This window comes from Taibaiella chishuiensis (assembly GCF_003014535.1).
Classification (GTDB): Bacteria; Bacteroidota; Bacteroidia; order Chitinophagales; family Chitinophagaceae; genus Taibaiella; species Taibaiella chishuiensis.
Genome location: NZ_PYGD01000001.1, coordinates 44,618 through 57,663, shown reverse-complemented (window position 1 = coordinate 57,663; position 13,046 = coordinate 44,618). Strand labels below are relative to the sequence as shown.

Sequence of the window (13,046 nt, the reverse complement as noted above, 5' to 3'; positions counted from 1 at the left end):
TGTTTGCCGCTTTTTTTGTCCCGATTGACCTACCTTTGCGGTCCTTATCAAATTCACTACCCGTATGCGTTCATTCCTCCTCCCGATCCTGTTTTCCTGCGCTTTAACCCCTGTATTCGCCCAGTCTGCAGGCGTCGATTATAAAGTATACAGTACCACGCTTAAAAAAGAAGTAACCATTGACGATATCGTTAAAGACGTAGTCGCCGGACAGGTCCTGATCTTTGGCGAACAGCATGACGACTCGATCGGTCACCTGCTGGAGCGCAATATCTTTGCCGCCCTGGAAGGCCGTTTCGGTAAAGACCTGGTATTATCTATGGAAATGTTTCACCGCGATGTACAGTATATCGTAGACGAATACCTGGCCGGACAGATCAGCGAGAAGAATTTTATAAAAGAGGCCCGTGCATGGGATACTTATAAGAGTGACTACAGGCCTACCGTAGAGTTTGCCAAAGAGCACGGGTTGCCCGTAATTGCAGCCAACGCGCCTTCGCGTTATACCAACCTGGTTACCCGTAAGGGGCTGGGAGCGCTCGATGGCCTAAGCAAGGAAGTAAAGAAGAAATATATTGCGCCCTTGCCGGTCGATACGCTTACCGGTATCTATTACGACAAGTTCCTGGAAGCCATGGGCGGGCATACCACACCGGGTATGAACCTCTACCAGTCGCAAAACTTCTGGGATGCGACCATGTCTTATTCGATTGCCGAAGCCATGAAGAAAAACAAACATGCCGTTGTGTTCCAGATGAACGGCCGCTTCCACAGCGAATACCACAGTGGCCTTGCGGGCCGCCTGGAGCGCGTTTATAAGAAGAAAGTAACAACGATCAGTACCTTTGCTCCTGCCGACTTTGCAGCGCCTGATTGGGCTGCTTATGCCCCGCTTGCCGATTATATTATCGTAACCCGGCCGGCAGTTAAAAAAACGGAAGAAGAATAAGCATAAACGTATCAGCAACAAAAAGCAGAGGACTAAATAGCCTCTGCTTTTTCTTTATCGGTGAGGGCTACGATACCGAGCCCGAATACCTGTTCAAATTTTTTCAGGAATAAAGCCTTTACTTCCTCCATATCCACTTCCCGGCCCAGCTCGCGTTGCATACTGGTTACGCCTTTATCGCTGATGCCGCAGGGTACGATATAATCGAAGTACTGCATCTGGGTATTTACATTTAAGGCCAGCCCGTGTATGGTGATCCAACGGCTGCTGCGTACGCCCATTGCGCATATTTTGCGGGCTTTACCGGGAATGCCGGCGTCCAGCCATACGCCGGTCGAGCCTTCGAGCCTGCCCGAGCTGATGCCATATTCTGCCAGCGCCAGGATCACGGCTTCTTCCAGCGACCGCATATAACGGCCCAGGTCGGTAAAGATCTGTTCGAGGTCCAGTACGGGATAGGCTACCATTTGTCCCGGGCCGTGATAGGTAATATCGCCGCCGCGGTTGGTCTTATAATACGAGATGTCGAGGTCTTTCATGCGCTGATCGTTGATCAGCAGGTTTTCGGGTACGCCGCTTTTGCCAAGGGTGTATACATGCGGATGCTCGCAAAGGAAAAGGTAGTGGGGAATGGCCGCCTGTTCGGTAATGCCGCCGGCCTCCTGGTTAAACCGGGCCGATTTGATATCGAGGCCTTGTTTCATATAAGTCTCCTGCAGGTCCCAGGCTGCACCATATTCTATCTTTCCCAGGTCTTCAAAAAGTACATTCATCGTCGATGCTTTTGTACAGCCTTTTTCCGGGCTGTCTGCAAATTTAGTCATAAAAAACAATAGGCTGTACCGCCGGGGTACAGCCTATGCAATATCGCTATAGGGATATCGGTAAATATTAGTTGGGTAGCCTTATGCCGGAAAAGCGGCAGATCTGGCGGGTGTGTACCTGGTCGTTGATAGTTTCGAGGTATACGGCAAGCAGGCCGCCATCAACGGTAACATAGGCATGAACGGTTACACCGGGCATTACACGGGTTTCAAAATGAGTTTCGGGTGTTTGAGCAGTACCGGTAAAAGAAAGTACAGAGGTAGTTCCGGCGCCCATTTTCAGGATGACCTGGTTGGGTTTGGATACGTATTCAATCGTCACGGTATCGGCCTGGATCGGGAAATTATTGCAGCGGATAGAACCTGCGTATTTACCTACGAAACGATTGGCTGCCTCGATCTCGCATTCGGCGCCTTCAAAGCCGGTAGGGCATTGGCAAAAGCCGTCGCTGCAGGCGCCACCATTCTGGCACACCAGGTCCGTACAGGGATCCTGGGTACAGGAGTTGAGCAAAAGCATGCCGGCAATGCTGAAAAAGCCAAAAACGGTAATCAGTAAGGATTTCCAATTTTTCATAAAAAGCGTGTAAAGTGTTTAGCCTATAATGTTAGTGTTTACCAGAAATTGGTTTCAAGATACAAAAAAAAATGAAACGTCATAAAAAAATAATTGAAACACCTTGCTGTACGTGTAAAAGAGCCTGCATGCGCCGGTACAAAAGTAAAGCGGGCAGCCCGTAATGAGCTGCCCGCCTGTATTTACCGGCTATGCCGGGAACGGATTGACTAGTGATGATGGTGGTGTGCAGGGGCCAGTTTGGAAAACTCTTCCTCGCTGATCTCTTCCTTTTTCACTTCCATTACGTTTTCCAGTTTGTCGAACAGTTTGTCGAACAACAGCCTGCGATACGTTTCGTCGATGGTTTTTTCTTCTTTGGCCATTTTCTCCATGTAAGAATCCATCCATGGCGCGTCGTCAGCCGATTGCAGGCCGAAGTAAGCCATTACCTTGGCTTTGATATCTTCCATAACCTCGTCGTAAGATACCTGGATTTCGTTTTCACGAACCAGTTTGTCGGAGATCAGGGTCCAGCGCAGCTGGTGGTCGAAGGACGGGAATTCTTTTTCTACTTCTTCGTCGGATTTAACCTGCTCGCCGCCTTTTTTCATCCAGGCTTTCAGGAAGGTTACCGGCAGTTCGATCGGTGTTTCGTGCACCAGTGTTTCGAACAGTTCGTTCTGGATGCGCTCTTTAGCGATACGTTCGGTTTCTTTTTCCAGTTCCTGTTTTACGCGCTCACGGAAAGCAGCTTCGTCGGTAACATCCGCATTGGGGAATGCTTCGGCGAAGAAGTCGGCGTTCAGTTCGCGTGGGATCAGGCGACCGATTTTGGTCAGGGTAAGCAGGTAGTAGCAGTTGGCAGCTTCGGTGTCAGCGGCGTCTTTACGCAGCGCACTTTTCATAAAGTCGGCCAGCTCTTCTTCGGTGCATACTTCAACAGGTTTGAACACGATGGTTTCGCCTGCTTTCTTCGCACGCAGTTGTTCGCCCAGTGTTTTTGGCATCTGGTCGATGGTTACTACGTCTTCTGTTTTAGCGGTACCTTCGGCTACATTACCCTCCGCATCGCAGGCTTCGTAGGAAGCGTAAACGATATCGGTATCTTTTTCGAAAGTTTCCGGGTTTTCTACTTTACCGGCACGGCGGGAGATGTTCTCTACCTCGTCGTTAACCAGTTTGTCGCTTACTGCAATTTTATAACGGGTAATAGCGCCTTTTTTGTTCAGCGGGGTTACCTCGAAGTCAGGCTTCAATCCTATTTCGAATGCGAAATCGAATTCAGCCGGGTTGTTCATATCAAATTTAAGATCGTTGCTCTCGATAGCCAGGGGCTGGGCAAAGATCTCCGGTTTGTTTTCTTTCAGGTAGTTCTCCAGTTCACGGTTGGCACTGCGCAGCACTTCATCCACGAATACAGACTGGCCATACATTTTCTTGATCATACCGGATGGTACGTTGCCTTTGCGGAAACCGGGTACATTCGCGTTTTTACCATATTGTTTCAACGCGGTTTCAAAAGAAGACAGGTAATCCTCTTTTGTAAGTTTTACGACCAGTTTATCGTGTAAGTTACCGATGGGTTCACGAGTTACCGTTGCCATAGTTTTTGTATTTTTTAAAAGGTTATCTTGCTATATTGCTAATTAGTATATCTCTTCGTTGAAAACGGAAAACCCCGCTGTCGCGGGGATTTTTCATCGTTGTGCGGGTGGAGGGACTCGAACCCCCAAGCCTCGCAGCACTAGATCCTAAGTCTAGCGTGTCTACCAATTTCACCACACCCGCTATTCCAAAAAGGATTGCAAAAGTACGGGAATTTGTGATAAAAAGTAAAAACGGTTATATTTTTTTTAAATTCCTGCGCAGGCCGTCCGGGCCGTATTTTACCGGTATTTCAGCTTGCAGAACATGCGCCGGTCGCGTGCTCCCAGGGTCTTCATCGCATTGCTGCTGAGCCCCAGAACGGCATTGTGGTATTCCTTAAGCTGGGGCAGGGGACCGATCACTTTTGCGTAGATCATTTTGTTGCTTGCCGGGTTCAGCACCTTGATTACAGAGCCTTTGCGGGCGCTGTTGTGAAAGGCGTAGTAAACGCCTGCTGCCGCGCTTTTCAGCGTATAGAACACGGCCGCTCCCGACTCTTCCGTTACGGGACCGCCCTGGTCCTCCTCCTTAAACTGGCGGGCAAGCGCATGGCTTTCCTCTTCTTCCGGCGTGGATATGGCTGTCGCTTTGCCGGCACTGTCGTTTACCGGTTTGTTCAGCGGCACCGGTACGGGGGCGGGTACGGGTTTCCCGGTTTTTACGGTGGGCAGCGTTTTTACATTGGTAGATTTGGTGTCCCTGCCCACAGGGGTATCGGCGGCAGCGGCCGTTGCGGTTATAAATGGTTGCTGCGATTTGTCGTAGGCGATCCAGCCTACCAGCAATACGTCGCCGCCGGTTACGTCGGCGTCCTGCATATGATTCCAGCGTTGTATGGTGCCCTGCGATACGTTAAACATACGGCTTATGCTATGCAGGTTATCCTCCGGCTCTGCCCGGTAGTACAGCGCCCTGCTGTCTACCATACTTTCGATGCGGATATAGTTGTACTTGTCTATCGGTACCCGGAAGCGCGAGCCGGCTACGAGCCCGTCCTGGTAGTTGACATCGTTGACGTCGGCCAGTACGGCGGGCGGTACGGAATAACGCCGCGACAACAGGAACAGGTTTTCGCCCCTCCGGACCCTGTGCGATAGGTAGGGCTTGTTGTCCTGCTGCTGTACCCATAGGGTATCCTGGGCCTTTGCCGGCACAAAGAATAAGAGCAGGAGCAATGCGGAAAGCAGGTAGTGTCTGGTCATAATAAAAAAACGGTTGAGGTGCCTGTATGTAACACCCCAACCGCAGTATGTTTAACGATGAGAAGCATTATTTTACAGGCTCCTGGGCGGCCAGCTTAACGCTGCGGCTTACCGAAGTATTTACGCCTTCGATGGCCTTGCCGTCTTTGTCGGTCAGCTGTACCTTAACGGTTACATCGCCCATAGGCGCGTTTTCGATAAAGTAAGGCTGCCATTTATCAATATCAAAAGTTGTGCCGTTTACGTCTACTTTTACTTTGCTGGCGTCTGCGCCCAGCGTCGTGTTATACACATAGAAATCAAGCAGCAGGTTTTTGGTGTCCTGGCCTACATACTCGCCTTTAGGGCGGCTGTAGAAGATCATTGGTGTTTTCGGAATTTCGAGTTTGCTCAGTTTACCTTTTTCGTCTACGGAAAAATGGTACAGTACACCGGCTTTCGGCGTTTTGATGGATTCGTGGTAGGAGCGCGACAGGAACGACATCAGGTAGTGCTCCGATTTAACGGCCACAGTAAAGGTGCGTGTAGGCTCGTACAGCGCGGTATAGGGCTGGTTGTCCAGGATAAAGTGGATGTGCTGGCCGTCTTTGGAGTTGTTACATGCTTTGGTGCCGGCATCGCTGGTCTGGCTCTTCAGTTCGTAATTCTTTACATCATAGTCGATGGTGATCTTTACCGAGTCGGAGCCCTGCAGTTCTGCTTTTACGTTTTTAATACCGAGCTGTGCATCCGGGAATTCGGGTGAGCCCGCTACCGGTTTGATGGTGATGGGACCGGCAGGTGCAGCGGGTTGCTGGGCTGCAGTAGTATCGGTAGGTGCTTCGGTAGTATTGGAGCCGCCATTGTTACAGGCAGTCAGGGCCAGCAGGGCCACAGACGCGCTGGTTACGGCAAGAGATTTCAGATTCATAAATGGCTGTGTTTTTGAATCAGTAAAGCTATGAATTTATTGAATTGGATATCAGGGAAATGCTTTTACTTTAACGCTAATTTTAGAAACATGGGGACGGGTTCCCGAAATGGGCGCTTATTTAGTTATATTGCGCTCTATTTTTAAAGTCATGGATAAATTTTTAAAGCAGGAAGATGAACTGGCCCTGCTTATCGAGGCGCAAGCACGCATCCTGTATCATAAAATATCGACGCTCCCGGTCGATACCCTGCCCTTCCCGGACCTGGCCCGCGACTACTACGAAGGAAGGCATAACGACCGCAAGTTCTTTTCGGTGCAAACCGCTGCAGAATTGCTCTACCGTTCCATCAAGCTGAAAAATAAACCGGTTTCCGAACTGGTGATCATGGATTACGGTGCAGGCATGGGTAGCCTGTTCCTGCTGGCCAGTATGATCGGTTGTAAAACGGTGGTGTATAACGATATCATACCCGAAATGACCGAAGGCGCAAGGGTAATGGCCGAGTACCTGGCTATTCCCATTTCTCTATTTATTACCGGCGATCATAAAGAAACCATCCGCGTATTGCGCGACAAGCATATAGAATGCGACATTATCCTCAGCCGTAACGTAGTCGAGCACATTTACGATCTCGACGACTTTTACGGCGATATGGCCAAGGGGCAGCCAGAGGCGCTTATTTACTTTTCTACCACGGCCAATTTCCACAACCCGGCCATGCTGGTCTTTCATAAAAGGCTGCACCGCAAAGCCGAACTGACCTTCCTGCCACAGCGTAAAGCGCTTATCCGTAAGCGGCTGCCGGGCATTACCGAAGCGCAGCAGGAGCAACTGGCCGCAGCTACGCGGGGCCTGGCCATGCACGACCTGGACAAGGCCATCGACCAGTACGCAACCCATAATACCTTGCCCGATCCGGGATTGCATTACTCCAATACCTGCGATCCCTCCAACGGATTATGGTCGGAGCATATCATTCCCGTAAGCGACTATCAAAAGATAATCGGCCCTAAGGGGTACAAGGTGTCCGTTATCCCGGCCTTTTGGGATACCCACAACAAAAGCGGGCTGAAAAACACCGTAGGTAAAGTTATGAATACAGTGGGCAAACTGCTGGGGGATAAGGCGGGTCTGAAGACCACGGCCTTCATTTATATTATCGCCGAAAAGAAATAATAGATACTTTCGTTTTTCGGAACAAACTAAACAGAGCACATGATATATTCGATGACCGGCTATGGCCGTGCAGAGGGAACAGCCGGCAGTCGCCAGGTAACGGTAGAGATAAAGTCGCTTAACGGGAAACAATTCGAACTGAACAACCGGTTTACGCCTTTGCTTAAAGCATACGAAGCCGATATCCGTAACGACCTGATGCGTATCCTGAAAAGAGGTACGGTCGATCTTACGGTAACCATCAAGCAGGATGGCGCCGCCAAACCCATGCAGGTCAATACCGAGCTGGCCCGCTATTACTACAATGCGATGATGGCGATTGCAGATGACCTGCAGCTGGAGTTCGGCGCCCGCCCCGACCAGATCATGACCACCCTGATGCGGATGCCCGAAGTGGTGGCCGCCGAAAGCGACAGCCTGCCCGAAGCGGAATGGATGGCCATCAGGAAACTGATCAATGAAGCGGCAGAACAGCTGATGCAGCACCGCGCAGAGGAAGGTAAGGCCATAGCGCAGGACCTGCTCATGAACATTACCAATATCGAGACCCTGCTGAAACAAGTAGAGCAATACGAACCGGCCCGTATCGACCGTATCCGCCAGCGCATCAACGGTTCGCTGCAGGAGTGGATGGAAAAAGAACGGATCGACATCAACCGGCTCGAACAGGAACTGATCTTTTATATCGAAAAGATCGACTTCTCCGAAGAAAAACAACGCCTGCGCACGCATTGCGCTTACTTTACCGACCTGGCCGCACAGGGCGACGACAACGGCGCCGGTAAAAAACTGGGCTTCGTATTGCAGGAAGTAGGCCGCGAGATCAATACCCTGGGTTCCAAAGCCAACGATGCCGATATCCAGAAGATTGTGGTGAATATGAAAGACGGCCTGGAAAAAGCCAAAGAACAAGTCCTGAATGTGCTCTAATTTTGCGAATACCGATCATACTTATTTAAAACAGGGAATGAAACTACGTACGCTTACGCTTTTCTGCCTTTTGCTGGCCGCTGCATCCTGCGGTATCAAATCGCCTTATTACCAGAAACAGGAAGGCATACCCAAGGCTGCCTGGAAAAGCAGCTTCCAGCCTGAATTCAGTATCAATATCACCGATACCGTTTCCCCCTATGCCTTTTACTTCCTGGTGCGCCACGATGAGGCTTACCCGAATGCCAATCTCTGGATCCGGCTTAATGTAAAAGGCCCGGGCGACAGTACGTTCCGGCATATGTCGCGGGCCGAGATCGGCCTGGCCGATGCCGAAGGCAAATGGCTGGGACGGGGTATGGGCGGCATCTGGGAGCACAAAGTGGCCCTGGCCCCTGCTATGGCGCCGCAATTCAAAAAGCCCGGTGTATATCATATCCGCATCGAACAGATCATGCGTGAAGATCCTTTGCCCTCGGTGCTGAACGTGGGGCTGAATATAGAACGCAGGGCAGAATAGACAACGATAAAGAACGATAAACAAGAAGGCCTGTACACATGATGTACAGGCCTTCTTGTTTGCAAAACTGTTTACTGTTTGTTTAATTTACGGCAGCCCAGGTACTGATCGCCCTGGTATAAGCGAACCAGGTACATACCCGGGCGTATATGTTCCAGGTCTATCGCGGCGCCTGCGTTTTGTTGCAACAACAGGCGGCCCGTATAATCATATACCTCTGCCCGTATAGCGCCTGCCAGTACCTTACCATCCGGCAGCCGGATGTATACTTTGCCGGTGGCCGGGTTAGGATACAGGGAAAAAGCAACTGCGCCTTTTGTAATATCGGGAGTGGCGGTATTACCACCGCCCCCCGGACCATAGATCGGCGGGTAAATACAACCTACGCCTTTGCAAATTCTGAATACCGCCGTGTCGACCTGGGTCGGCAGGCTGTCAAATACCCTGATCTTAAAAATACCGTTGCTGCCATTGGGCGAAGTATCCGGCACCCATACGAGGAGTTTGAGTATGGAAGAATCGCCGGGCTGGATCGTATCGGTTTCCATAATAACGTGGTTCACCAAGGGGCTTTGCGGCCCGGGCGCACGCACCAGGTAATTATCCGCAACGCCCATAAGTTCCCAGTCGGGGGCAAATGATGAAGTACCGGTAATTAACTGCCATTTTAATTTCCGGGGTATAGCCGTTTGGTTAACGAGATAGGTAACGACTTCGAGGACGCTCGTATACTGGGGAGTGCCCATAGTCGTCGAGTCGACGGGTGTGGTCGTAATGGAAAATACGGGTTGTGCGCGGGTTGCGAAGCCGGACAATAACAGGAGCAGGGCACAGGTCATCTTAATTTTAGCAAACATGGTCGGGTGTTTTTTGTAACGGATTATCCGGGATATACAAACAGGCGCATCATTCCCGGATAGCATTTCATGCAACAAAATACAAAATAGTTAGGTAAGCAGTGCGGGAATTAGTGTGAATTGCACTTTTGAGGAGATTGCCCTGCCGGCAGGATAAAAAAAAGTCATCCCGGTAGAGATGACTTCTGAAATCGGAATAATGATTGGTGTAGGTTAAAATAATACCTGGACCATACCCTGCGGGCCACGGTCCTTGCCCAGGTGGCGGTACGACTTTTCGGTGGCCTCGCGGCCCCTCGGTGTCCGTACGATATAACCTTCCTGGATCAGGAAGGGCTCGTACACCTCTTCAATGGTTCCGGCCTCTTCGCCCACCGCCGTGGCGATATTGCTGATGCCTACCGGCCCGCCTTTAAACTTCTCGATCAGGGTAGCCAGGATGCGGTTGTCCATATCGTCGAGCCCGCTGGCATCCACGTTAAGGGCCTTGAGGCTGTGTTCGGTAATACCCAGGTCGATAACGCCGTTGCCCAGTACCTGTGCGAAGTCGCGCATACGGCGCAGCAGCCCGTTGGCGATCCTGGGGGTGCCCCTGCTGCGGCGGGCAATTTCGGCAGCGGCCTCCGAGGTGATTCTTACCTGCAACAGGCCGGCAGCACGCATTACGATGCGCTGCAATACTTCTGCATTATAATAATCCAGCCGCGATTTAATACCGAAGCGGGATAACAGCGGCGCCGTAAGCAGGCCCGAGCGGGTAGTGGCGCCAATGAGGGTGAAGGGACTGAGGTTGATCTGTATGGACCGGGCATTGGGGCCGCTTTCGATCATCAGGTCGATCTTGTAATCTTCCATGGCGGCGTAGAGGTATTCCTCCACCACTACGTTCAGCCGGTGTATCTCATCGATGAACAATACATTCCGTTCTTCGAGATTGGTCAGCAGGCCGGCCAGGTCGCCGGGTTTGTCGAGCACAGGGCCGCTGGTCTCTTTGATGGCTACGCCCAGCTCGTTGGCTACAATGCGCGACAGCGTTGTTTTGCCGAGGCCGGGAGGTCCGTGAAAGAGCACATGGTCCAATGCTTCTCCACGCATATTTGCCGCTTTTATAAATACACGCAGGTTTTCGATAAGCTGGGGCTGGCCCGAAAAATCTTCGATCGACTGGGGCCGGATGCTGTTCTCGTACTCTCTCTCTGTCGGGCTCAGGTTGCCTTTGGGGCGAAGATCAGATGATTCCATGTACTAAAATTAAGGTATTTTGTGCTGTGCCGGGTGTTAATCATGCATATGGTAACACCGCCTGCAGCGGGGCTCGTACTTGTTCTTTTCGCCCAGTACTACCTGCGAGGTTTCGGGCGACAGGCGATAAGAGTAGCTGGCAATATTGCCGCATACCACGCAAATGGCGTGCAGCTTGGTAATATAATCGGCCTTGGCCAGCAAGGCGGGCACCGGGCCAAAGGGTTGTCCCTGGAAGTTCATATCCAGGCCTGCCACGATTACGCGCACGCCTTTCTGCGCCAGGGTATCGGCTACATTGGGTAATTCGTCGTCAAAAAACTGCGCTTCATCAATGCCGATCACGGCGGCATCTTCGGCGAGCAGCAGTATATTCTGCGAAGCGGTAACGGGGGTAGACCGTATCCGGTTTTCATCATGCGATACCACATCGGTTTCATGATAACGGACATCTACAGCCGGTTTAAAAATTTCCACATGCTGGTTAGCGATCTGCGCGCGTTTCAGGCGGCGGATCAATTCTTCCGTTTTACCGGAAAACATAGACCCGCAGATCACTTCGATCCAGCCGGCACTATTATTCGATTTGAAAGGTTCAATAAACATCAGGGTACAAAATAAACGAATTTTAATCCTTTTCTTTTAAAAGGATTTTCGCGGGAAGCAGGCATCAGTCTGTGGAGGAAGCGGCGATATTACTCGGGTCACTTTCGTTCCAGAGCCGGTCCAGTGCGGTAACTACGTACCGGTAACTCTTAGCGGCATCATAGTCTTTGTCGGTAAACGACTTGCTGCGGGTCAGCGCCAGTATCTTCGACGAATTGGTCAGGTCGGTCTTCTCGTTTAGTTCGAAGCGGTATACCAGGTAGCGCAAAGGCTCGTTGGCAGTATTGTTTTGCTCCCAGCGTACAAAATTGCCCTGCGCCGAGGAGATAACCGTTACCGTTGGCGCCGCAGGCGGCGTATTATCCAGCCAGGGGGTAGCGGGCGGGATGGCGATATTGCCGAAATAGCTGAGGCGCAGGCTATCGGCCAGCGCCGGTTTTATCTTATTGAAGCTCGATGCGCTGTAGAAAATAAAGCCGTTGGCATGAACGGCCCGCGCAGCCTGCATTTCGGCCAGTATTTCGTTAGGACTGTTCCAGGGGTAGGTTTTGGCATTGACCATGCGGTATATGCCCAGGCCTATAAACAACTGGCGTTGCGCTATATTTTCTTTCCACCAGGGCAGCAATACATCGTAGGCTGCTACGCGGTGCCCGCGCTCCCAGTAGAGCTGCGGCGCCAGGTAGTCCACCCATTTTTTTTCGGCCCACAGTTTTACATCAGAGTACAGGTCGTCGTAACAGCTGGTGCCTCTCGTAGCCGAACCGCGCGGATCTTTACTGTCGTTGCGCCAGATGCCGAAAGGACTTACGCCGAACTTCACCCAGGATTTCTCTTTCTTCACGATCATGTTCAATTGGGAGATGAACAGGTTTACGTTGTTACGGCGCCAATCGTCGCGGCTCATGCCCGTATTGTATTTGGCATAGCTGCCCTGGTCCGGGAAGGTCATACCGCCTACCGGGTAAGGGTAAAAATAATCGTCGATATGGATGGCATCCACGTCGTAACGGCTCACCACATCCAGGATCACTTTGAGTACATATTCGCGGGCTTCGGGATTGCCGGGGTCGAAATAAGATTTGCCGCCGTAATGGATGATCCAGTCGGGATGCGTACGCGTGGCGTGATCGGCAGGGTTGGGATTGCTGTTGCTGGCCACCAGGGCGCGGAAGGGGTTGAACCAGGCATGAAATTCCATATTCCGCTTATGGCATTCGCTGATCATAAATTCCAGCGGGTCGTATTTGGGAAAGGGCGGCTGGCCCTGTTTGCCGGAGAGGTATTTGCTCCAGGGTTCGTAAGGCGACGCATAAAAGGCATCGGCCGCCGGGCGCACTTGTACCACTACTGCATTGAACCCGCAACCCTGCAGGAAATTAAGATGGTTGATAAATTCCTGCTGCTGCTGCTGTGCCGACAAGCCTTGCCTGGATGGCCAATCGATATTGCTGACGGTGGCGATCCATGCTGCGCGCAGCTCTCTTTTCGGGCTGGTTTCCCGGGCAAAGAGGGGGTAGGCGGTAATCAAAAATAAAAAGGAAAAGAAGTATGTACGCACGAAAGGCCGGAATTGATAACTGGCGCAAAGATAGGGTTTGCCTGCTAAACGGGCGGAAG

13 protein-coding genes and 1 tRNA gene are annotated in these 13,046 nt (G+C 51.4%); 4 read left to right on the top strand and 10 right to left on the bottom strand.

The genetic code is table 11. From position 1 onward, the window contains the following. The first annotated feature begins 64 nt into the window (after nucleotides 1-64). Nucleotides 65-949, top strand: coding sequence for a ChaN family lipoprotein (locus B0I18_RS00260; protein WP_106520648.1), 885 nt, complete (start codon nucleotides 65-67; stop codon nucleotides 947-949). A 32-nt stretch (nucleotides 950-981) separates the two neighbouring features. On the opposite strand, the gene lipB is transcribed toward B0I18_RS00260, so the two are convergent. The 6 genes from lipB to B0I18_RS00230 all read right to left on the bottom strand — a co-directional run bounded on the left by lipB (nucleotide 982) and on the right by B0I18_RS00230 (nucleotide 6,091). Beyond that, the gene (gene lipB / locus B0I18_RS00255) at nucleotides 982-1,773 is read right to left on the bottom strand and encodes a lipoyl(octanoyl) transferase LipB (protein WP_106520647.1); all 792 of its coding nucleotides are present in this window, start codon (nucleotides 1,771-1,773) and stop codon (nucleotides 982-984) included. Between the two features lie 67 nt (nucleotides 1,774-1,840). Further along, nucleotides 1,841-2,350 carry a calcium-binding EGF-like domain-containing protein gene (locus tag B0I18_RS00250; RefSeq protein WP_106520646.1) on the bottom strand — a complete coding sequence of 170 codons (510 nt, stop codon included), beginning with the start codon at nucleotides 2,348-2,350 and terminating at the stop codon, nucleotides 1,841-1,843. A gap of 209 nt (nucleotides 2,351-2,559) precedes the next feature. Next, entirely contained in the window at nucleotides 2,560-3,936 is a 1,377-nt protein-coding gene (locus B0I18_RS00245; RefSeq protein ID WP_106520645.1) for a trigger factor, read from the bottom strand. Between the two features lie 102 nt (nucleotides 3,937-4,038). Next, nucleotides 4,039-4,120 (bottom strand) — tRNA-Leu (locus tag B0I18_RS00240). 98 nt (nucleotides 4,121-4,218) lie between these two features. Then, entirely contained in the window at nucleotides 4,219-5,181 is a 963-nt protein-coding gene (locus B0I18_RS00235) for a LysM peptidoglycan-binding domain-containing protein (protein ID WP_106520644.1), read from the bottom strand. Nucleotides 5,182-5,248: 67 nt separating this feature from the next. Beyond that, nucleotides 5,249-6,091, bottom strand: coding sequence for a hypothetical protein (locus B0I18_RS00230; RefSeq protein WP_106520643.1), 843 nt, complete (start codon nucleotides 6,089-6,091; stop codon nucleotides 5,249-5,251). A 151-nt stretch (nucleotides 6,092-6,242) separates the two neighbouring features. Between B0I18_RS00230 and B0I18_RS00225 the strand changes: the two genes are divergently transcribed. From B0I18_RS00225 to B0I18_RS00215, 3 genes are read left to right on the top strand one after another with little or no spacing between them, the layout of a single operon-like run. Then, on the top strand, nucleotides 6,243-7,271 hold the full coding sequence (locus B0I18_RS00225) for a class I SAM-dependent methyltransferase (protein ID WP_106520642.1): 1,029 nt from the start codon (nucleotides 6,243-6,245) through the stop codon (nucleotides 7,269-7,271). Nucleotides 7,272-7,310: 39 nt separating this feature from the next. Beyond that, entirely contained in the window at nucleotides 7,311-8,201 is an 891-nt protein-coding gene (locus B0I18_RS00220) for a YicC/YloC family endoribonuclease (RefSeq protein ID WP_106520641.1), read from the top strand. 37 nt (nucleotides 8,202-8,238) lie between these two features. After that, complete coding sequence (locus B0I18_RS00215) at nucleotides 8,239-8,721, top strand: gliding motility lipoprotein GldH (protein ID WP_181358269.1); 483 nt, start codon at nucleotides 8,239-8,241, stop codon at nucleotides 8,719-8,721. A gap of 71 nt (nucleotides 8,722-8,792) precedes the next feature. Here B0I18_RS00215 and B0I18_RS00210 read toward each other — a convergent pair whose 3' ends face one another. The 4 genes from B0I18_RS00210 to B0I18_RS00195 all read right to left on the bottom strand — a co-directional run bounded on the left by B0I18_RS00210 (nucleotide 8,793) and on the right by B0I18_RS00195 (nucleotide 12,957). Continuing rightward, nucleotides 8,793-9,578, bottom strand: coding sequence for a T9SS type A sorting domain-containing protein (locus B0I18_RS00210; protein ID WP_181358268.1), 786 nt, complete (start codon nucleotides 9,576-9,578; stop codon nucleotides 8,793-8,795). 213 nt (nucleotides 9,579-9,791) lie between these two features. Further along, entirely contained in the window at nucleotides 9,792-10,820 is a 1,029-nt protein-coding gene (gene ruvB, locus B0I18_RS00205; RefSeq protein WP_106520638.1) for a Holliday junction branch migration DNA helicase RuvB, read from the bottom strand. A 36-nt stretch (nucleotides 10,821-10,856) separates the two neighbouring features. Then, nucleotides 10,857-11,426 carry a thymidine kinase gene (locus B0I18_RS00200; protein ID WP_106520637.1) on the bottom strand — a complete coding sequence of 190 codons (570 nt, stop codon included), beginning with the start codon at nucleotides 11,424-11,426 and terminating at the stop codon, nucleotides 10,857-10,859. A gap of 64 nt (nucleotides 11,427-11,490) precedes the next feature. Beyond that, nucleotides 11,491-12,957, bottom strand: coding sequence for a glycoside hydrolase family 10-like protein (locus B0I18_RS00195; RefSeq protein WP_181358267.1), 1,467 nt, complete (start codon nucleotides 12,955-12,957; stop codon nucleotides 11,491-11,493). Nucleotides 12,958-13,046 lie beyond the last annotated feature (89 nt).